Origin of the sequence: Nocardia sp. NPDC058058, assembly GCF_042885355.1 — a bacterium.
GTDB lineage: Bacteria > Actinomycetota > Actinomycetes > Mycobacteriales > Mycobacteriaceae > Nocardia.
In genome coordinates, this window is the sequence record NZ_JBHVSA010000006.1 from 291,527 (window position 1) to 310,344 (window position 18,818).

Genomic DNA, 18,818 nt, shown 5'->3' on the forward strand with positions numbered 1-18,818 from the left:
CATTCCGTAGTTCGGCATCCCCTACCCCGTGAACGTGATCGCCGAATTGAAGCCCCACAACCCGAGCGAGAGCACCATGTCCAGGGCGATGATCGCCACCGAACTCGCTCGCACGGCCTTGCCGGAGGCGATGCCCACACCTTCGGGACCGCCGGTCGCGAAGAAGCCGTAGTAGCAGTGGATCAGAATCACCACCACCGCGAAGATGGCCACCTTCACCACCGCCGCGATCACATCGAAGCCGGAGACGAATTGGAAGAAGTAATGGTCGTACACGCCCGCGGATGACCCGAGCACCAGCGTGATCAGACCGCGGCAGGCCAGGTACGACATGATCAGCGCGATCAGGAAGGTCGGCACGATCGCGACCACACCGGCCAGTACGCGGGTGGTCACCACGAAGGGAACCGAACGCAGGCCCAGGGATTCGATGGCGTCGATCTCCTCGGAGATGCGCATGGAACCGATCTCGGCGGTCATGCGGCAGCCCGCCTGCGCGGCGAAACCGATGGCGGCCGCGATGGGCGCGAGTTCACGGGTGGTGGCGTACGCCGACACCAGACCGGTGACCGGGCCCATGCCCAGCATGTCCAGGGTCGCGAACGATTCCACCGCGACCGACGCGCCCATCACCAGACCGAGCACGATCATCATCGGGACGGTGCCGCCGCCCACGATGATGGAGCCGCGACCCCAGGTCATATTGGTGATGGCGCGCATGGTCTCGTCGCGATAGCGCTTGAGCGTCAACGGAATCGACGACAGCACCTGCCACACGAAGGAGAGCACGAAGCCCACGCCTTCGACGCGGCGCAGCAACAGCCCGCGCCGGTGATAGAAGCGCGCGAACCAGCCCAGTCCCTTCGGGACGTAAGTAGCGGACATCAGGCGAGCCTCGTCGGCAGGAACATGGCGGTGATCTGGGTGGCGATCAGGTTGACCACCACGATGGAGACCACCGAGAGCACCACGGCCGCGTTCACCGCATCGGCGACACCGCGCGGACCGCCCTTGGCCTCGAGCCCGCGCTGGCAGGCGATCACCACCACGATGAACCCGAAGATGACCGCCTTGAGCAGCGAGATCCACACGTCCGCGGTGGTGGTGAAGGAGCCGAAGGTGGCCCAGTAGCTACCCGGGGTGACGCCTTGACCGCCGATGGCCACCACGTATCCGGCGAGCACGCCGACGAAGATGATCAGCACATTGAGCAGCGGCGCGACGACCAGCATGGCCACCATGCGCGGAATCACCAGGCGGTGAATCGGACTGATGCCCATGGTGTTCAGGGCGTCGATCTCCTCGCGAATGGTGCGCGCGCCCAGGTCCGCGGCCAGTGCCGCCGCGCCCGCGCCGCCGAGCAGGAAGCCGGTGGCCAGCGGTGCGCCCTGTTTGATGACGCCGAGGCCGCCGGTCGCGCCGAGCAGCGAATCCGCGCCGAGGGTGTGGATGAGGTTGCCGACCTGCACCGAGACGATGACGCCGAAGGGAATCGCCATCAGGATGGCCGGAATCGCGGTCACCGTCACCAGCCGCCAAGCCTGGAGAATGGCTTCCTTCCACTGGAATTCGCGGCGCACGATATCGGTGAAAGTGCCCGCCACCGATTCCTGCGCGATACCGGCCGCGCGGCCGAAGGTGCGCAGGGAGGCCACCGCGGTGCCGGAGAAGTTCTCCCGAACGATGCGGACATTGCTGCGCACGGCCGAGCGGCGCGCGAGGGTCCGGGTCATTGCGGGGTGACTTCTGCGAGACGCCGAATTCGGCGCCGGGTGACGAGGTTCAAATCTTCTTCTCCGTGATCGGCAACACTGCCTGCCATCAAAGCTAATGGTTACGCGGAGTTACAACAAATCCGTCGGAAGTGTGACTCAGGCCTCTAAGTTACCTTCCAGTACATGTCGGACGCCGCTGTTCAAAACGGAGATTGCCCATGTGACCTGCGGTTCTGAAACGTGTTATTAGGCCGGAAGGCTATCGGCATGATACTGGACACACGTCCAGTGAACCGGTCGCGCGGCACCCAAAACGGCTGGTGCCATACCGAAACCGAAAATGAGTGAACAGTCAGCTATTCGGAAAAACGGGCGGTGGGTGCGCTTCGGCTATGGCGGTTTTCCGCCAAGCCAGCGCGAGAAGACCGACCGGAGTGTTCACTGTGCCTGTGGATCCAACAGTGTCGGCAGTCCTTTCGGCGATCGCATCCGATGACTGGACGGCATTCGCCAAACTGGTACACCCCTATGTGCACTGGACCGAGGACGGCATCACCACGCGCGGGCGCACCCGGGTCATGGCCTTGCTCTCCGGACACGACGGCATCAAACCGGCGCGAGCGTACGAACTGCGCGACGGACAGGTTTATCGCTGGACCTCGTGAGCGGCCCGATTACGGACTGACGGCCAGAAAGACGAAGGCCGAGAACAACACCAGGTGCACACAGCCCTGCAACAGCGTCGCGCGGCCGGGCACCACGGTGAGCGCGCCGACCACGACGGTCAACGCCAGCAACACCATCTGCGTCGCGCCCAGGCCGAGCATGAGCGGACCCTCGATCCAGATCGACGCCAGCGCGATGGCCGGAATCGTCAGGCCGATACTCGCCATCGCCGAACCCAGCGCCAGGTTGAGGCTGATCTGCACCCGCTCGCGGCGCGCGGCGCGCACGGCCGCAATGGTTTCCGGCAGCAGCACCAGCAACGCGATCACCACACCGACCGCGGAGGCGGGCAAACCCGCTGCGGCGATACCGCTTTCGATGGACGGCGAGACCAGCTTGGCCAGGCCGACCACGCCGACCAGCGCCACCAGCAGCAGTGCGAGGGAGGTGAAAGCCTGCTTGCGCGTGGGCATTTCGTCATGATCGTCATCACCCTGCTCGCCGTCCTCCACGGGCAGGAAGTCACCCGGATGCCGGACCGTCTGCACCATGACGAAAACGCCGTAGAGCACCAGCGAGGCCGTCGCCGCGAAGATCAGCTGCGAGGCCGAGAAGACCGGGCCGGGCTCACTGGTGGTGAAGGTCGGCAGCACCAGGCTCAGCGTGGCCAGGGTGGCGACCGTGGCCAGCGCGCCGCCGGTGCCCTCCGCGTTGAAGACCGCCAGCCGCCGCCGCGCCGCCGCCACCAATAGGGATAGGCCGAGAATGCCGTTGCAGGTGATCATCACCGCGGCGAAGACGGTATCGCGGGCCAGCGAGGCCGCCTTGTCTCCGCTGGAGAGCATGAGCGTGACGATCAGGCCGACCTCGATAATGGTCACCGCCACCGCGAGAATGAGCGATCCGAACGGTTCACCCACCTTGTGCGCCACCACCTCGGCGTGACTCACCGCCGACAACACCGCCCCCACCAGCGCCGCGGACACCAGCACCACCACCGCCGGACCCAGGTCACGACCCCAGGAAACCGCCAGCACCAGGGCGGCGACCAGTGGGATGACGAGCGACCAATAGCGGCAGACGATGCGGATCATGACCTTCATCGTTCCAGCAAATTGTTCGCATTCACCGCAAAACGAGAGCCAGGCCTCCCTCGGCGAGCCGGGGGCATGAAGCCGTTCAGCCGATCTCGCCCGCGGCGCGCTGGTAGGCGGCGGCCGCCCGCTCGAAGTAGTCGAACAGCACCGCGCGCTGGTCAGCGGGGTAATCGCCGAGAATCTCGCCGATCGCCCGGCGCGCCGGCGCGAGCACCGCCTCCAGCTCCGCGGGCCTACCCACGGGTTCCACAATCACCTTGCGCCGATCCCCCGGATCGGCGGCGCGCCGGACATACCCGGCCGCCTCCAGCCGATCGATGAGCCGGGTGGTCGGCCCGGTGGTCAAACCGGTGCGAGTACCGAGCTCGCCGGGGGTCATGGCCCCGCTCAACTCCAGGATATTGAGCGCGTACAGATCGGTCGCACCCAACCCGACAGCCTTCGCGCCCGCCTGCGCATGCAGCACGACAGCACTCAGATAGCGCCGGAAAATCTCGTGCTCACTCGATCCCGCAGGTGTTGACACGGTTCGCCTCCCTCAATTAATCTCTTCCTTAACGAAGATACTTCTTCTAAGAAGAAGCTTCTTCCAGGCAGAAGAATAGCACGGCTTCGCCACCACCCCATCGTCCACACACCAATGATCACTACCGAAAGGCAGACGCCATGAACGCCACCGAGATCGACACCACCGCCATCCGCGCCCTGATCGAGCGCAGCGCCGAGGCCTGGGGCCGCGGCGACGGCGCCGGCTACGGAAGCTGCTTCACCGCCGACGCCACCGACGTGACCTACGTCGGCACCGTCTACCACGGCGGCGACGAGATCGGCGGCGCACATCAGGCGCTGTTCGACAGCTTCCTCAAAGGCACCCGGCTCACCATCGACATCCTGGAGATCCGCCGCTACGGCACGGACACCGCGATCGTGCTCACCCGCGGCGAATCCGGTAAGGGCACGGCCAAGAAGCTCGGAAAACTGGCCACCTACACCGTTATTCGCGACACCGACGGTCAATGGCGCATCGCCGCCGTCCAGAAGACCCAGCACAAGCCCGTCATGGAAGCCATCTCCTTCAAGTTCCAGCCCGCCACCCGCCCGGCCGCACACTGAGATGACGAAAATCGCGATCCTCGGCGCTACCGGACGAACCGTGCGGATGCGGCAAATCGCCTAGTGGGTGGAATAGGCTTTCGGGGTGGCCGAAACGAGTGTCGAGGCGGGCGGGAATGGGGAACCGCATCCGCATGAACCGCATAACGAGGGGCTGGCTTCGCGGCTGAACTGGTTGCGGGCGGGGGTGCTCGGGGCCAATGACGGGATTGTCTCCACCGCCGGGCTGGTGGTGGGTGTGGCCGCGGCGACGACGGAGAGTTCGGCGATTCTCACCGCGGGGATCGCGGGGCTGACCGCGGGCGCGATCTCGATGGCGGCGGGTGAATACATCTCGGTGAGCACGCAGCGGGACAGTGAGCGGGCGCTGCTGTCCAAGGAGCGGCGGGAGCTGGCCGAGTCGCCGGAGTACGAATTGGCGGAGCTGGCGCAGATCTACGAGGGCAAGGGGCTCTCCAGCGCCACGGCTCGGCAGGTGGCCGAGGAACTCACCGCGCACGACGCGTTCCGGGCGCACGCGGAGGCCGAATTGGGTTTGGATCCGACCGAACTCACCAATCCGTGGCACGCCGCCATTTCCTCGGCCGTCTCGTTCACGCTCGGGGCGATACTGCCGCTGCTGGCCATTCTGCTGCCGCCGGTGTCCTGGCGGATTCCGGTCACCTTCGCGGCAGTGCTTGTGGCACTGGCGATTACGGGTTCGGTGAGTTCACGTCTGGGCGGCGGCAACCCCGGGCGCGCGGTACTGCGCGTGGTGATCGGCGGTGCGCTGGCCATGGCGGTCACCTACGGAATCGGCCAGCTCGCAGGCGTTTCCGGAATCTGACCGGCGCGGAACTAGCGCGGGGGCAACAGGATCGGGAGCTCCACCGGATGCGGCGCGACCGGCGGGGCCACCGCGGCAGGCGGCGGAACGGCGGGCGGGGCAGGCGGATTCGCCGGAGCCATGCGCGGATACACCAGTTCCGGCGAGCCGATCTGCGGGGTGGCGGGTCCGTTCACCGGCGCGGCGGGACCTGCCACCGGAGCCTTCGACGGGGGCAGCAACCCGTGTGCCGGGGCGATGGAATCGTGTTCGGCCGGAGCGACCGCGGCGGGCGCGGCAGGCGGGTGATACATCGAGGTGCGACTCGGATCCAGCACGCCGCGAACAGGATTCGCATCCGTATCGCCGGATCGGGTGAGCAGCATGCCCGCGCCGATGGCGAGCACCATGAGCCCGGAAACGAGGACGACCGCGGCCAGGCCGCGCGGGTCGAGATCGCCTTCGTGCGCCGAGTCGGATTGCCGCGGGCTACCGAGCATGGTTGTCCTCCTTCGGATTCCGGCCGACTGCCGATCAGGGCGCCGGGGGCGGTGGTGGCGGGGGCGGTGGCAACAGGAACGGCAGGATGGGCGCGAGAATGTCCGGGATGATCGGCGCGGGCGGCGGCGGCGCGGGCGCGGGCGGCGGCGCGGGTTCGGGCGCGGGCGCCGGAGCGACCGGGGCCGGAGCGTAATAGGTTTCCGGAGCCGGGGCCGGAGCGGGCGCGGGTTCGGGGGCCGGAGCGGGCGGCGGGGGCGCGGGTGCCGGAGCAGGCGCGGGTCCCACACTGGCGGGCTGCTGGGTGGAGCTGGTGACCGGAGCCGCGGGTTCATCGGAGGATTCGCCCGAGCCGCCGAAGCTGCCGCGCACACTGCCGCCGACCAGCGCCAGCACCACACCCAGGGAGAGCACGATCATCAACACCAGCGTGCGCGCCGACATCTCGCCGGACTCCACCACACCGGGTGTGCCGTCGCCATCGCGCACTTCGGGTTTCTCGCGCACCGCGCCGAGGGACACCGGAAACTCCTTAGATTCCCGGGCAGCTTGCCTGCCGATCCGAAAAGCTCGTCTTCCAGGACCGTACACAGGTTTGCCACGAACCTGAACAGGGCGAGCGACTCAGAATCATTCCAGCTCAGTATCTATTTTCAGCTGTAGCTAGAAGATCGCCTTCGGGTCCCCGGTGAACCAGATATTGACAATGCGGACGCGCCGCATGAGCCACCGTTCGCCATCGCGAACCAACTCCACCTCGTAGCGGTTCTTCAGCAGCGCGAAGACATCGTGGTCGTAGGTGCGCAGATGCTGCGCCTCCACCATGGCGGTCAGCCAGGCGGTGTCGCCGTCGATGACGATGCGCGGATTGGTCACCTGGTGGCTGGTGTCGACGCGTCCGGCGAAACCGCTCAGGATCGTGTCGACGATGAAATCCCGGCCCTCCATGAGCGGGGCCTTACCACCCCAGCGGTCGGCGGTCGGCTGGAAGTCGAGTTCGGCGTCCTCGCTGAAGGACGAGGCGAACAATTCACGATCACGCAGATCCTGGCCGAGGGCGAAGCGATAGAGGGCGTCGGCGATCTCGGCGCGATCGCGCAATTCCCGGACCACCGCCGTGTAATCGGCGGCCGGGGCGGACAGGGCGTGCGGTGCGGTGACGGGCATTGCCCCACTGTCTGCTCCCGCGCGGGTGGCGGCAATGCGCCGGTATGCAACGATCGTCAAGCACGACTTAACGATGCTGGTGGAGGCCGGAATGCTGGAGCGGCACGAAATCGAGGTCCTGCTCACACTGTGCGAGGAGTTGCACTTCGGCCGCACCGCCGACCGGCTGCGCATCTCCACCGCCCGGGTGAGTCAGACCGTCGCCAAACTCGAACGGCGACTGGGTGTTCCGCTCTTCGACCGGAGCAGCAGGCGGGTGGCGGCGACACCGGCCGGTCGCGACCTCTACGCCGAATTGCGGCCCGCCTGGGATCGGATCTCGGCGGCGGTGGAGCACACCGTGGCGACCGGACGCGGACGCGGCGGCACCCTGGAGGTGGCGTTCGTGGAAGCGGCGACCGGACAACTACTCACCCGAGCGGCCGAACTCTTCCGCGAGCGACTGCCGGATTGCGCCGTGCGCATTCGGGAAGCTCAACCCGCACAGGTGATTCCGTGGTTGCGCGAGGGTGAGATCGATATCGCGCTGGGTGCGCTCCCGGTGCACGATCCGGATATCACCGCCGGGCCGGTGCTGGTCACCGAGGCACGGATACTGGCGGTGCCGGTGAATCACCGCCTCGCACAGCGGCGTTCGGTGACCCTGGCCGATATCCCGGCCGCCACGGTGCTGACCGGAACCGGGACCACCGGCGAATTGCTGACCTCGGTCGGCGCGGGCAAGGGGGTGCTGCCCATCGGGGCGCATGCGCGGCGCTATCACGCCCGCCCCGATGTGGCCTATGTCCCGCTGCGTGATGCCGCGCCGGTTCAGTGGGTACTGCTGTGGCGCAAGGGAAATGACAGCGCGCGCATCCGGGGGTTCGTGAGTGCGGCGGAGGCTGCCGCCCAGCCCGGATGAATGAATACCGCTGCCGGGCTGTGGATCCCGGCCAAAGGCATGCCGGGATGACGGGCGGGGTCGGCGGGCGGGGTCGGCGGGCGGGGTCGGCGGGCGGGGTCGGCGGGCGGGGTCGGCGGGCGGTCAGGCGATGGAGATGACGACCTTGCCGAACGGATCGCCCTCGGTGTAGTAGCGGAACGCCTCGCGCGCCTGATCGAACGGGAAGACCCGGTCGATGAGCGGCCGCATCCGATGCTCGGTGATGGTGCGGTTCATCGCCTCGAAATCGGCGCGGCTGCCGACCGCGATGCGCCGGACGCCCAGATATTTGAAACCCGTGGGATCGCCGGGCTGCTGTCCGGCCTCGGCCGGGAACGCGCCGATCAGCGTGATCATCGCGTTGTACGCCCCGGACGCCTGCGATTTCGGCAGCGTGGGCATGCCGACCGCGTCGATCACGTGCTGCACGCCGTCCCCGCCGGTCAGCTCGAGCACCATGTGCTCCCAGTCCGGGAACTCCTTGCGATCGATGACCTCATCGGCCCCCAGCTTGCGCAGCCGCTCCGCCTTGTCCGGTGCGGAGGTGATCGAAATGACCCGTGCCCCCAGCATTTTGGCGTGCTGTACGGCGAACAGTCCGACCACGCCGGTGCCGACCGTGAGCACGGTGTCCCCCGGTCCCGCCGGGACCGGCTTGGTCAGCGCCGACCAGGCCACCAGGCCGGCCGCGGTCAGCGACGCGGCCTCCGCGTCGGTGAGGTGCTCGGGCACGTGCACCACCGAATCCTCTTCCAGCAGCACATAGTTGGCCAGCCAGCCGTGATGGTTGGCCCCGTACTGCTCGAAGGAGTTGCGCTGGGTCTGCGGCCCGTCGTTCCAGGCGACGAAATAGGTGCCGGTGACCCGATCGCCGAGCGCGGCGCGGGTCACGCCCTCGCCCAGGGCGATCACCTCGCCGACCCCGTCGACCAAGGGCGTGATGCCCGGGGTCATGGGAACCGGGTACCTACCCTCGTAGAGCAGGATGTCGCGCCGGTTCAGCGAGGTGGCGCGGACCTTCACCACGACCTGATGCGGTCCGGGCTCGGGCAGCTGCTGTGCCCGAGTGCCGAGGCCGTCGAGACCGCGCAGCGGATCCATTTGGTACGCAATGCCATTCATTGTGGTTCTCCTGAAAGCGTTCGAAAGTGGTTGTGCCGATGAAGTTGTCGCTACGCGGGGCCGATGTACTGGTGATCGCTGCGGATGCGGCCGTCCTCGTCCAGCGCCAGCACGTCGTAGCCGGTGCCGCCGATCGAGCCGTCCGCGGTGGACACCATCGCCCAGCCCAGACCGGCCAGACCGCCCGCCAGGCGCTGCGCCACCCCGAGCGGCTCGAAGGTGCATTCGCCCGGGGCGATGAACATTTCGTAGGCCCGGGTGACCCGGGCATCCAGCTCGCGGTGGCCGCGCACGGTCAGGTACGGGACGGGGAAGGCGATGGCGGCGGCCGCCTCGCGAATCTCCTGCGGCGGATCGGTCAGCACCTGCGCGCCGTCCTCGGCCCACAGTTCGGCGATCAGCTTGGTGCGAGCGGCCGCGTCGGACTCGTTCCAGAGGGTGATGTACTGCTCGGTCAGGGTGGTCAGTGCGGCGGTGTTCAGCTCGTTGCTCATGGTCAAAAGTCTGTTCGGCCGCGTCATCGAGCGCGATTCCCCGCAGGGAATGATCATGTTCCGCAGGGAATGATCGGGCCGCCGCGCTTGTCTTTCCACGGGCGCGCGATTCCCTCCGGGGAATCGCCAGGAGACAACCGGGCGCACACAGTGGAGGTATGACGATCATGGCGGTGGCAGCCCCGGCGAGCCCCTTCGCACAGCAGTTGCGGCACTGGCGCACCCGGCGCCGGATCAGCCAGCTCGATCTCGCGATCAGCGCCGAGACCAGTCAGCGCTATCTGAGCTTCCTGGAGCAGGGGCGCTCGCATCCGGGGCGGACCATGGTGGTGCGGCTGGCCGAATCGCTGGGACTGTCACTGCGCGAACGCAATACGCTGCTGCTGGCAGCGGGATACGCCCCCGCGTTTCCCGAATCCGCCTTGGACGCACCGGAACTCGGACCGGTGCGGCATGCGCTTGACTCCATTCTGCAGGGGCATCTGCCGTATCCGGCGGTGGTGACCCGGCCGTACGGGGTGCTGGTGGCGGCGAACGCGGCGTTCGAGATGCTGGCCGAGGGTTGCGCGCCGGAACTCCTGGAAGCCCCGCTCAATGTGCTGCGGCTGGCATTGCATCCGGACGGCCTGGCGCGGCGGGTGATCAATCTGCCCGAATGGGGGCGGCATATCACCGACAGCCTGCGCAATCGGGCGGCGCGCAGCCCGGATCCGGATCTGGACGCGCTCATCACCGAATTGGAGGCGTACCTGCCCAGGGTCGATCCCGGACCGCAGCATCTGGGTTTCGCGGTACCGCTGCGGCTGCGCAGCCCGGGCGGCGAATTGCGCCTGATCACCACGCTGACCTCGTTCGCCACCGCCACCGATATCACCCTGGCCGAATTGCACCTGGAGGCTTTCCTGCCCGCCGATCAGGCCACCTCGGATTATCTGCGCTCGCGCTTCGCCACCTCCTGAGCACGCCTCGGCACCAGCGCCCCGCCCGGCTCCGGCCGCGCGGGGCGCACTGCTTTTCGGGCCTTGTCCCTGAATACTCGTAGACGTATATTCGTAGACGAGTAAGGGAGGTGCCGGAGATGGCTCGCAAGCGCAAGGTCGGAAATCTGATGGCACTGGCCGTGCTGTCGGTCATGGCCATGCGACCCATGCACCGCTACGAGATCGCCGCGCGTTTGCGGGAGTACGGCAAAGACCATGACATGGGCGTCAAATGGGGCTCGCTGTACACGGTGGTGGACAACCTCACCAAACACGGATTCCTCGAGGTCACCGGCAGCGAGCGCGACGGCGCGCGGCCCGAACGCACCATCTACCGGATCACCGAGGCCGGCCGCGCCGAACTCACCGACTGGACAAGGGAACTCATCGCCGGCCCGGAACCCGAACAGCGGCCGTTCATGGCCGGACTCTCGGTGCTCTCGGTGCTGCCGCCCGATGAGGTGATCACCCTGCTCACCGAGCGAATCACCAAGCTGGAGACGATGATCGCCGCCATCGGCGCTCAAATCGACACTCTCGCGGGCTCATTGCCGCGCCTGTTCCTGGTCGAGAACGACTACGAGCTCACCATGCTGACCGCGGAGGCGAGCTGGGCGCGCAGCCTGCGCGACGCACTCGCCGACGGCAGCTTTCCGCAGGTCGACATGTGGCGGACGTGGCATCGCGACGGCGCCGCACCCGCCGATGTCGTGGCGCAAGTGGAGGGAGGGCTGCCCGGCGCGCACCAGCCGCCGGACTGAACCACCGATCGAAACCGGGCCCCGGCGAAGGTGCTGCAACACCACCGCCGAGACCCGGGAACACACCTTCCCGATCCGTGCTCGTGCAGGCGAACTCGTACCGAGTTTGGCAACTACAGGATAACTGGGTTCTCCGCGCGCGCTCTGATTCGGGGTTTATCGCACCCTTCGAATATTCAGGGAGACAACCCATGTCCAGCAATTCACGCGCTGTGCGCAGCGCCCTCGTCATCGGCGGCGGCATCTCCGGACCCGTCGTCGCCGCGGCACTGCACAAGGCCGGGATCGAAGCCCGCGTCTTCGAGGCGTATCCGGGACCCGCCTACGGCATCGGCTCCAACCTGGCCCTGGCCCCGAACGGGCTGGCCGCACTGGAGATCATCGGGGCCGCCGACGCCGTGCGGGCCATCGCCGCCCCGATCCGGTCGCAGTCGATGGCCGTCAACGGCAAGATCATCAAGCTGCCCGGGATCAGCGGCGTCGAACCGCTGCAACTGGTCGACCGGCCCGACCTGCACGCGGCACTGCACGATATCGCCGTCGCCGCCGGGGTGAGCTTCGAGTACAACCGGCGGCTGGTCGAGGTCGAGGAACACGCGGACGGCATCACCGCGCATTTCGCCGACGGCAGCAGCGCCACCGGCGATGTGCTGATCGGGGCGGACGGCATCCGCTCCACGGTGCGCACGCTCATCGATCCGAAAGCGCCGGGGCCGCAGTACCTGAACATGCTCGGTTTCGGGGCGTACACCCGATGCCCGGTCGATCTCGAACCGTCGGATATGACCTTCGCCTTCGGCAAACGCGCCTACTACCTGTACTGGGTGATGCCGGACGGACGCGTGGCCTGGGGCGCGAATCTGCCGCACCCGCAATATCTTTCGCTGAGCGAGGCGCGCACCGTCTCGAACGAGGAATGGTTGCGCATCCTGCGCGAGACCTATGCGGACGACACCCCGGGTTCGGCCCTGGCGCAGGCCACCCAGGCGGCGGATTTGCAGGTCGTCGGCGCACTGCACATCATGCCGCCGGTGCCGCACTGGTATCGCGGGCGCATGGTGCTCACCGGCGACGCGGTGCACGCGCCCAGTAACACCTCCGGGCAGGGCGGGTCCATGGCCATCGAGAGCGCCATCGAACTCGCGCGCTGCCTGCGCGATATCGAGGATCCGGCAACGGCTTTCGCGACCTATGAGGCACTGCGGCGGCCCCGGGTGGAGGGCGTGGCCAACCGGGTCAAGCGGATGAATCACACCAAGGCGGCGGGGCCGATCACCCGGGCGTTCATGGGCGCGATCATGCCGATGATGTTCAAGCGAATGGATCCGGAGAAGACGTTCGGACCCGAACAGCATTTCCGAATCGATTGGGACGCACCGGTGCGGGCGGTGCCGGTGCGCGCCTGAGGCTCGAAATGAACTGCCCCGCCGCGAATTACGCGGCGGGGCGGTTGCGGGATGTGGATCCCGGCCAAGAACGCGCCGGGATGACGAGGCTGGTCGCGCCATCGCGGGCGGTCGCGCGACCGTGGGTGGTCGCGCGACCGTGGGTGGTTGCGCGACCGTGGGTGGTCAGCGCTTGGCGGGGAGGGTGTCGGGGTAGTCGGCCTCGTCCAGGAGTTTGGTGGCGATATTGTCGATGCTCTGGTCGAACAGGGCGCGCTCCTTGGGATCGGTGAGATCCCAGTCGTCGAGCTGGTTTTCGAGCCAGTGCTTCCAGGCGGTCTGCACGGTGTCGACCTCGCGCAGGCCGCGCTCGGTCAGCGAGAGTTCGTCGCCGTCGCGCCGGACCAGGCCCTCGCGCTGTGTCTTCTCGAACACCGGCTCGACCAATTCCGGTGGCACCCAATGGGTTTTGGCGATATCGGAGACCGTCACCGAACCGCGCAGGCGCTGGTACATGCGCACCTGGCCGAGCGCCCACGCCTCATCCTTGGCCAGTGAACTGCCCGACGCGGCGAGGATGCCGGGCTCGGGAACCGCGTTGTCGCGCAGTTTGCGCAGCACGCGGACGATAGCCCGCTCCATCTGCACCCCGCGATCCGGGGAGTCCGGCACCGCGAACCCCTCCCCCACATCCCCGGCCTGACCGCGCGAACTGTCGCGCAGCGGAACCTCTTTCAGGAACCAGGCGATCAGGAAGCCGAGCACCGCGACCGGCACCACCCAGCGGAAGACGTAATCGATGGAGGTGGCGTAGGCGTCGATGATCGGCATGGCCTGCTCCGGCGGCAGCGCGCGCAGCGCCTGCGGATTCTGCGCCACCTCCGGCGGCACCTTGGCCTCCATCAGCGCCGAAGTCAGGTGCGGACCGAGCTGATTCGAGTACAGCGTGCCGAAAACCGTGGTGCCGAACGCGCTGCCGATGGTGCGGAAGAAGGTCACGCCCGAGGTCGCGGTGCCCAGATCCGAATACGGCACGCTGTTCTGCACCGCGATGGTCAGCACCTGCATGGCCAGACCGATGCCGAGACCCAGGATAAGCATGTACAGCGACTGCAACCAGAAGCTGGTGCCGGAATCCATGGTGGACATGAGGAACAGGCCCAGCGCCATCACGGCGGTGCCCGCGATCGGGAAGAACTTGTATCGGCCGGTGCGGCCGACAATGGTGCCGGACAGGATCGAGGTGCCGAAGAGGCCGACCACCAGCGGTAGCGTCTGCACCCCGGAAGCGGTGGCGGACACGCCCTTCACGTATTGCAGGAACGCGGGCAGGTAGGTCATCGCGCCGAGCATGGCGAAACCGACGATGAAGCTCAGGATCGAGCAGACGGTGAACACATTGCTGCGGAACAGGCGCATGGGGAGCATGGGCTCCTCGGCGCGCAGCTCCACCGCGACGAACGCCGCCAGCGCCAGCACGGCCGCCGCGAACAGGCCGATGATCATGGCCGAGCCCCAGGCGTATTCCTGTCCGCCCCACTCCAGACCCAGGATCAGGCAGGTGACGCCGATGGCGATGAGCGCGATGCCCAGATAGTCGACGATCGGCTTCACCGCATTGCGGACCACCGGAATCGTCCGCGCCGCAACGAGAATCATGATGATCGCGATGGGCACGTTCACGTAGAAGCACCAGCGCCAGCTCAGGTGATCGGTGAACAGTCCGCCCAGGGTCGGGCCGACCACCGTGGTCACGCCGAATACCGCGCCCAGCGCGCCCTGATACTGGCCGCGTTCGCGCAGCGGGATGACATCGGCGATGAGCGCCATGGAGGTGACCATGAGCCCGCCCGCACCCAGCCCCTGCACGGCCCGGGCAATGATCAGCAAATCCATTCCGTGCGCCATACCGGCGACGATCGAACCCAGGATGAAGATCGCTCCGCTGAGCTGGAAGATCAGTTTGCGGCCGAACAGGTCACCGAATTTTCCGGCAAGCGCCGTGGCGATGGCCTCGGCGACCAGATAGGCGGTGACCACCCAGGCCATATGCCCGGAGCCGCCGAGATCGGCGACGATGGTGGGCAGGGCGGTGGCGACAATGGTCGAATCGAGTGCCGCCATAAGCATCCCGAGCACCACCGTGCCGAAGATGACATTGATTCGGGCCCGGCTGAGAGGCTGGGGCACCGAAGGAGCGACGGCCACGCTGGCACCGGTCATCGGCCCAGTATGTTTCGCCCGCTACCGAAGACACAGCAACGACACGGCTAACTCGTGAACCGCCGCAACCCCCACACGCCACTCCACCACCCCGGCACGCCGCCACCCGTCATCCCGGCATGCTTGTGGCCGGGATCCATACCGTCCGCCGAACCCAGCGTCAAGCGGTCCGCACCGCATAGCCGCCGAGGGACGGCTCCAAGGTGTCGAACGCGGTGATGACATTCCCGGTCAGCGCTCCGGCGATGACCTCATTGGACTCCCCCGCGACCGTACGGCGCAGCGTCTCCTCGAACAGCGCGCGATGAATGCCACCGAGCAGGGCCGCCGCCACCCGCGGGGCGAATTCGTCCGGCGCGGCGGCTGTTTCGACGGCCAGACAGGCCGCGAGGCGACGCTCGCGCTCATCGTGGAATTCGCGCAGCCGCGCCACCAGGGCCGGGCTGCCGGTGATCAGGCGAGCGAAATCGGGGCCGGAGAAGCCCACCACCGCATTGCGTTCCGCGACCGTGGCGAGGTAATTGCGGCGCAGTGCTGCCAGCGCCGATTCACCGATCTCGCGCTCGCGCACCGTCTCCGCGAGCGTCTCCACGAAGACGTCGTGCAGGTCGAGCACGAGGTCCTCCTTGCGCGGGAAGTAATTGGTGACCGTCATCTTGGCGACGTCCGCGGCCGCCGCGATCTCGGCGATGGTGACGCTGTCGTAGCCGCGTTCGAGGAACAGCAGCGTGGCGGTATTGGAGATGTGCTGCCGGGTCTGCTGCTTCTTCCGCTCCCGCAGCCCCGATGACCTGGCATCGGTGATCTGTGCGCTCATATCCGGAACTATAACTGATCCCGTCACAAATTCACTCTTGACATATTTTTAGGTCGCATCTAAGTTTGTCGGCATGAGTAGCGCGATCACCCTCAGCGAAGACGCCATCCAGGACTACCTCCGCCGCATCGGCGGTACCGCATTGCTGACCGCGCAGGATGAATACGCCTTGGGAGAACGCATCGAAGCCGGACGGCTGGCACAGCGGCGGATGGACGAGTCCGCCTCCGCCGCAATCGAACTCAGCGCCGCCGAACGGCGCGCACTACAGCTGGCGAGCGCCGACGGGCGGCTGGCCAAGGACCATATGGTGCGCGCCAATCTGCGCCTGGTGGTCTCCATCGCCAAGCACTATCCGACCCCGGCGGGCATGTCGCTGCTGGATCTGACCCAGGAGGGCACCGTTGGCCTGATGCGCGCCATCGACAAATTCGACCACCGCCGCGGTTTGAAGCTGTCCACCTACGCGACCTGGTGGATCAAGCAGGCCATCGGCCGGGCGCTGGCCGATCAGAGCCGCACGATTCGGGTTCCGGTGCACGTGGTGGAGGTGCTGAATCGGGCCAGGCGCACGCAGCGGCAGCTGTCCCAGCAGCTCGGGCGCGAAGCGACGATGGATGAGCTCGCGGCCGAGATGGAGCTGCCGGTCGAGCAGGTCCGCGAGGTGATACGCCATGGGCGCGAACCGATTTCGCTGCATCTCCCGGTCGGCGAGGAGGATGCCACCGAACTCGGCGCACTGCTGGCCGACGGCGCCCCGGACCCCTCGGTCGCGGTCACCGAGGCCGCGGCGCACGGCCGGATCCGCCAAGTCCTGGCGGGTCTGCCCGAGCGGGAGGCGCAGGTCATCACACTGCGCTACGGTCTGGACGGTGCCGAGCCGCGCACCCTGGAGGAAGTCGGGCGACTGTTCGGCGTCTCGCGGGAGCGGGTGCGGCAGATCGAGTCCAAGGCCATGGGACGGTTGCGACAGCCGTCGCGCAAATCCGCTTTCGCGGACATGCTCGGCTGAGGTCCGGGACGCGCCGCGCGGCTCGCGGCGCGTCCGGGATACCGCGGCGGCGCGTCCCGGACACTCGGCCTATCGCGGGAACTTACTCTGGAGTAAGATCAGCGGACCGCGTGCGCGACGAAGCGCGCCGAAGCCGAACCTGTGAGGTCAACAGCCATGGCATGGAAGCCAAGCGAAATCTCGGACCAGTCCGGGCGCACGTTCGTGATCACCGGAGCCAATGGCGGGATCGGCGAGCAGACCACCAAGGTGCTGGCGAGCAAGGGCGCCACCGTCATCATGGCCTGCCGCAATACCGCCAAGGCGCAGGAGGTGGCCGACGGCATCGAAGGTGATGTGCGGGTCGCCGGACTCGATCTGGCCAGCCTGGCCTCGGTACGCGAATTCGCGGACAGCCAAGGCGAATTCGATGTGCTGATCAATAACGCCGGACTGATGAACGTGCCGTTCTCGCGCACCGCGGACGGCTTCGAAACCCAGTGGGGCGTCAACCATCTCGGGCACTACGCGCTCACCGGGCTGCTGCTGGACAAGATCGGCGACCGGGTCGTCACCCTCGCCTCCATCGCGCACAAGCAGACCCCCAAGCTGTGGGTCGACGATCTCAACTACGAGAACCGCAGGTATCAGCGCAATCTCGCGTACGCGCAGTCCAAGCTGTCGAACCTGATGTTCGCGCGCGAATTGCAGCGTCGCCTCACCGCCGCCGGTTCGGCCAAGCGGTCCTACGGCGTGCACCCCGGCGTCTCGGCGACGGATCTGTTCGCCCGCACCGAAACTCCCCTGGACCGCATCTCCAAGCCGTTCGTCCGCCTGGTCGGTCACTCCCCCGCGCTGGCCGCGCACTCCTCGCTCTTCGCCGCCACCGAACCCGACGCCGATCCCACCGTCTACTGGGGTCCGGCCCGCCTGATGGGCAATAAGGGCCCGGTCGAGCACGCGCCCTCCAGCAAGCTGTCCCAGGATCGCGAACTGTGGCGTCGGCTGTGGGAGGAATCCGAGCGGCTCACGGGCGTCACCTACAAGTTCTGAGCATCAACGGCTTCCGATAATGCGATGGACCTCCTACTACGGTGGCCGTAGTAGGCAGGTACCGTGGAGGTCGTGTCCGCTCCCCAACGCCGTCCGGCCCTGATCGTGTTCGTGGTCGTGGCATTCGTGGCCTGCCTGGGCCTGGGCTGGTGGCAGTGGGGGCGCTACGAATCGGGCACCGGCACCGCACAGAACCTCGGTTACGCATTGCAGTGGCCGCTGTTCGCCGGATTCGTGGTGTGGGCGTACTTCCGATTCGTGCGACTGGAGAAGGACGCCGAACTGGAAGCCGAGTTCGACGCCGCGGCACCGGTCGCCGAAGGTGAGGTCGCACCGCGACCCAAGCGGCCCAAGCCGCAGGCGCCGCGCGAGATTCCGGCCGGGCTGCTGCCCGAACGGCCCAAGGCGGCCGCGCAGGATGATCCGCAGACCGCCGAATACAACAGGTACCTGGCCGAACTGCACGCCAGCGATCTCGATCAGCAGATCCAGGACGCCGGGCTGCGCAACCACCCCGAAAGGAGCGCCGGGTGACCGCGCGCGACAACTCCCAGGCCCCCGTCGCGACCGGTGCGGACACCCTCGCGCCCCGGCCACTCGGTGCGGCCGCACCCGAGAAGATTCGCGGCGCGCTGCTGCGCTACCGAATCCTGGCCTGGATCACCGGTCTGTGGCTGCTGGTGCTCACCGGTGAGGTGATCTACAAGTACCTGCTGCTCGAGGACAGCAGCACCGCGCCGCACTGGCTGTTCTACGTCGGTCAGGTGCACGGCATCTTCTACATGCTGTACCTGGTGATGACCATCGACCTGGGCATCAAGGCGCGCTGGAAGCCGGTCACCACGGCGCTCACCTGCCTGGCGGGCACGATTCCGTTCCTGTCCTTCGTGTTCGAGCACATGCGCACCAAAGAGGTGAAGGCCGCCTTCGGGCTCTGAGCCGCACACACAACGAACGCGCCCCCATCCGATGGATGGGGGCGCGTTCGCTTGCTGGAGTTGCCGGGATT

General features: G+C 67.2%; 22 protein-coding genes. 11 read left to right on the forward strand and 11 right to left on the reverse strand.

All coding sequences use genetic code 11. The features are described from left to right. Positions 1–21 precede the first annotated feature (21 nt). Together ACFVUS_RS42190 and ACFVUS_RS42195 are read right to left on the reverse strand one after the other, a co-directional pair. Positions 22–885, reverse strand: coding sequence for an ABC transporter permease (locus ACFVUS_RS42190; RefSeq protein ID WP_387780630.1), 864 nt, complete (start codon positions 883–885; stop codon positions 22–24). Next, positions 885–1,733 carry an MlaE family ABC transporter permease gene (locus tag ACFVUS_RS42195; protein ID WP_387780633.1) on the reverse strand — a complete coding sequence of 283 codons (849 nt, stop codon included), beginning with the start codon at positions 1,731–1,733 and terminating at the stop codon, positions 885–887. The genes ACFVUS_RS42190 and ACFVUS_RS42195 overlap by 1 nt, the downstream gene beginning before the upstream one ends. A 443-nt stretch (positions 1,734–2,176) precedes the next feature. Here ACFVUS_RS42195 and ACFVUS_RS42200 point away from each other — a divergent pair, with 443 nt between their 5' ends. Beyond that, positions 2,177–2,380 (forward strand): nuclear transport factor 2 family protein, encoded by a 204-nt coding sequence (locus tag ACFVUS_RS42200; RefSeq protein ID WP_387780635.1) that lies wholly within the window; start codon positions 2,177–2,179, stop codon positions 2,378–2,380. Positions 2,381–2,389: 9 nt separating this feature from the next. On the opposite strand, the gene ACFVUS_RS42205 is transcribed toward ACFVUS_RS42200, so the two are convergent. After that, on the reverse strand, positions 2,390–3,484 hold the full coding sequence (locus ACFVUS_RS42205; RefSeq protein ID WP_387780638.1) for a calcium:proton antiporter: 1,095 nt from the start codon (positions 3,482–3,484) through the stop codon (positions 2,390–2,392). A gap of 76 nt (positions 3,485–3,560) precedes the next feature. After that, positions 3,561–4,004 carry a MarR family winged helix-turn-helix transcriptional regulator gene (locus ACFVUS_RS42210; protein ID WP_387780641.1) on the reverse strand — a complete coding sequence of 148 codons (444 nt, stop codon included), beginning with the start codon at positions 4,002–4,004 and terminating at the stop codon, positions 3,561–3,563. Positions 4,005–4,144: 140 nt separating this feature from the next. Here ACFVUS_RS42210 and ACFVUS_RS42215 point away from each other — a divergent pair, with 140 nt between their 5' ends. Further along, entirely contained in the window at positions 4,145–4,591 is a 447-nt protein-coding gene (locus tag ACFVUS_RS42215; protein WP_387780644.1) for an SgcJ/EcaC family oxidoreductase, read from the forward strand. Between the two features lie 85 nt (positions 4,592–4,676). Continuing rightward, the gene (locus ACFVUS_RS42220; protein ID WP_387780647.1) at positions 4,677–5,417 is read left to right on the forward strand and encodes a VIT family protein; all 741 of its coding nucleotides are present in this window, start codon (positions 4,677–4,679) and stop codon (positions 5,415–5,417) included. A gap of 11 nt (positions 5,418–5,428) precedes the next feature. On the opposite strand, the gene ACFVUS_RS42225 is transcribed toward ACFVUS_RS42220, so the two are convergent. The 3 genes from ACFVUS_RS42225 to ACFVUS_RS42235 form a co-directional block, all read right to left on the reverse strand. Beyond that, positions 5,429–5,896, reverse strand: a complete 468-nt coding sequence (locus ACFVUS_RS42225) for a hypothetical protein (RefSeq protein WP_387780650.1) — start codon at positions 5,894–5,896, stop codon at positions 5,429–5,431. A 34-nt stretch (positions 5,897–5,930) separates the two neighbouring features. Then, positions 5,931–6,416 carry a hypothetical protein gene (locus ACFVUS_RS42230; RefSeq protein ID WP_387780653.1) on the reverse strand — a complete coding sequence of 162 codons (486 nt, stop codon included), beginning with the start codon at positions 6,414–6,416 and terminating at the stop codon, positions 5,931–5,933. A 141-nt stretch (positions 6,417–6,557) separates the two neighbouring features. Continuing rightward, positions 6,558–7,061 (reverse strand): nuclear transport factor 2 family protein, encoded by a 504-nt coding sequence (locus ACFVUS_RS42235; RefSeq protein WP_387780656.1) that lies wholly within the window; start codon positions 7,059–7,061, stop codon positions 6,558–6,560. Between the two features lie 34 nt (positions 7,062–7,095). Between ACFVUS_RS42235 and ACFVUS_RS42240 the strand changes: the two genes are divergently transcribed. Continuing rightward, complete coding sequence (locus ACFVUS_RS42240) at positions 7,096–7,962, forward strand: LysR family transcriptional regulator (protein ID WP_387780659.1); 867 nt, start codon at positions 7,096–7,098, stop codon at positions 7,960–7,962. A 123-nt stretch (positions 7,963–8,085) separates the two neighbouring features. Here ACFVUS_RS42240 and ACFVUS_RS42245 read toward each other — a convergent pair whose 3' ends face one another. Both ACFVUS_RS42245 and ACFVUS_RS42250 read right to left on the reverse strand, forming a co-directional pair. After that, on the reverse strand, positions 8,086–9,105 hold the full coding sequence (locus ACFVUS_RS42245; RefSeq protein WP_387780662.1) for an NAD(P)-dependent alcohol dehydrogenase: 1,020 nt from the start codon (positions 9,103–9,105) through the stop codon (positions 8,086–8,088). Positions 9,106–9,155: 50 nt separating this feature from the next. Next, positions 9,156–9,599: a hypothetical protein gene (locus tag ACFVUS_RS42250; RefSeq protein ID WP_387780665.1), complete on the reverse strand. Its 444-nt coding sequence runs from the start codon at positions 9,597–9,599 to the stop codon at positions 9,156–9,158. 158 nt (positions 9,600–9,757) lie between these two features. On the opposite strand from ACFVUS_RS42250, the gene ACFVUS_RS42255 reads away from it, so the two are divergent. The 3 genes from ACFVUS_RS42255 (at position 9,758) to ACFVUS_RS42265 (ending at position 12,746) form a co-directional block, all read left to right on the forward strand. Further along, positions 9,758–10,558, forward strand: coding sequence for a helix-turn-helix domain-containing protein (locus ACFVUS_RS42255; protein ID WP_387780668.1), 801 nt, complete (start codon positions 9,758–9,760; stop codon positions 10,556–10,558). 119 nt (positions 10,559–10,677) lie between these two features. Next, a complete protein-coding gene (locus ACFVUS_RS42260; RefSeq protein WP_387780671.1) occupies positions 10,678–11,340 on the forward strand; it encodes a PadR family transcriptional regulator in 663 nt (220 codons plus the stop codon). 191 nt (positions 11,341–11,531) lie between these two features. Further along, positions 11,532–12,746: an FAD-dependent monooxygenase gene (locus tag ACFVUS_RS42265; protein WP_387780674.1), complete on the forward strand. Its 1,215-nt coding sequence runs from the start codon at positions 11,532–11,534 to the stop codon at positions 12,744–12,746. 165 nt (positions 12,747–12,911) lie between these two features. On the opposite strand, the gene ACFVUS_RS42270 is transcribed toward ACFVUS_RS42265, so the two are convergent. Then, positions 12,912–14,948 carry an MDR family MFS transporter gene (locus ACFVUS_RS42270; protein ID WP_387780677.1) on the reverse strand — a complete coding sequence of 679 codons (2,037 nt, stop codon included), beginning with the start codon at positions 14,946–14,948 and terminating at the stop codon, positions 12,912–12,914. Positions 14,949–15,108: 160 nt separating this feature from the next. Continuing rightward, a complete protein-coding gene (locus ACFVUS_RS42275) occupies positions 15,109–15,765 on the reverse strand; it encodes a TetR/AcrR family transcriptional regulator (RefSeq protein ID WP_387780680.1) in 657 nt (218 codons plus the stop codon). Between the two features lie 73 nt (positions 15,766–15,838). On the opposite strand from ACFVUS_RS42275, the gene ACFVUS_RS42280 reads away from it, so the two are divergent. The 4 genes from ACFVUS_RS42280 to ACFVUS_RS42295 all read left to right on the forward strand — a co-directional run bounded on the left by ACFVUS_RS42280 (position 15,839) and on the right by ACFVUS_RS42295 (position 18,747). Then, a complete protein-coding gene (locus ACFVUS_RS42280) occupies positions 15,839–16,777 on the forward strand; it encodes an RNA polymerase sigma factor RpoD/SigA (RefSeq protein WP_387780683.1) in 939 nt (312 codons plus the stop codon). Positions 16,778–16,933: 156 nt separating this feature from the next. Further along, positions 16,934–17,809, forward strand: coding sequence for an oxidoreductase (locus tag ACFVUS_RS42285; protein ID WP_387780686.1), 876 nt, complete (start codon positions 16,934–16,936; stop codon positions 17,807–17,809). A gap of 72 nt (positions 17,810–17,881) precedes the next feature. Beyond that, a complete protein-coding gene (locus ACFVUS_RS42290) occupies positions 17,882–18,343 on the forward strand; it encodes a transcriptional regulator (protein ID WP_387780689.1) in 462 nt (153 codons plus the stop codon). Further along, the gene (locus ACFVUS_RS42295; RefSeq protein WP_387780691.1) at positions 18,340–18,747 is read left to right on the forward strand and encodes a DUF3817 domain-containing protein; all 408 of its coding nucleotides are present in this window, start codon (positions 18,340–18,342) and stop codon (positions 18,745–18,747) included. The genes ACFVUS_RS42290 and ACFVUS_RS42295 overlap by 4 nt, the downstream gene beginning before the upstream one ends. Positions 18,748–18,818 lie beyond the last annotated feature (71 nt).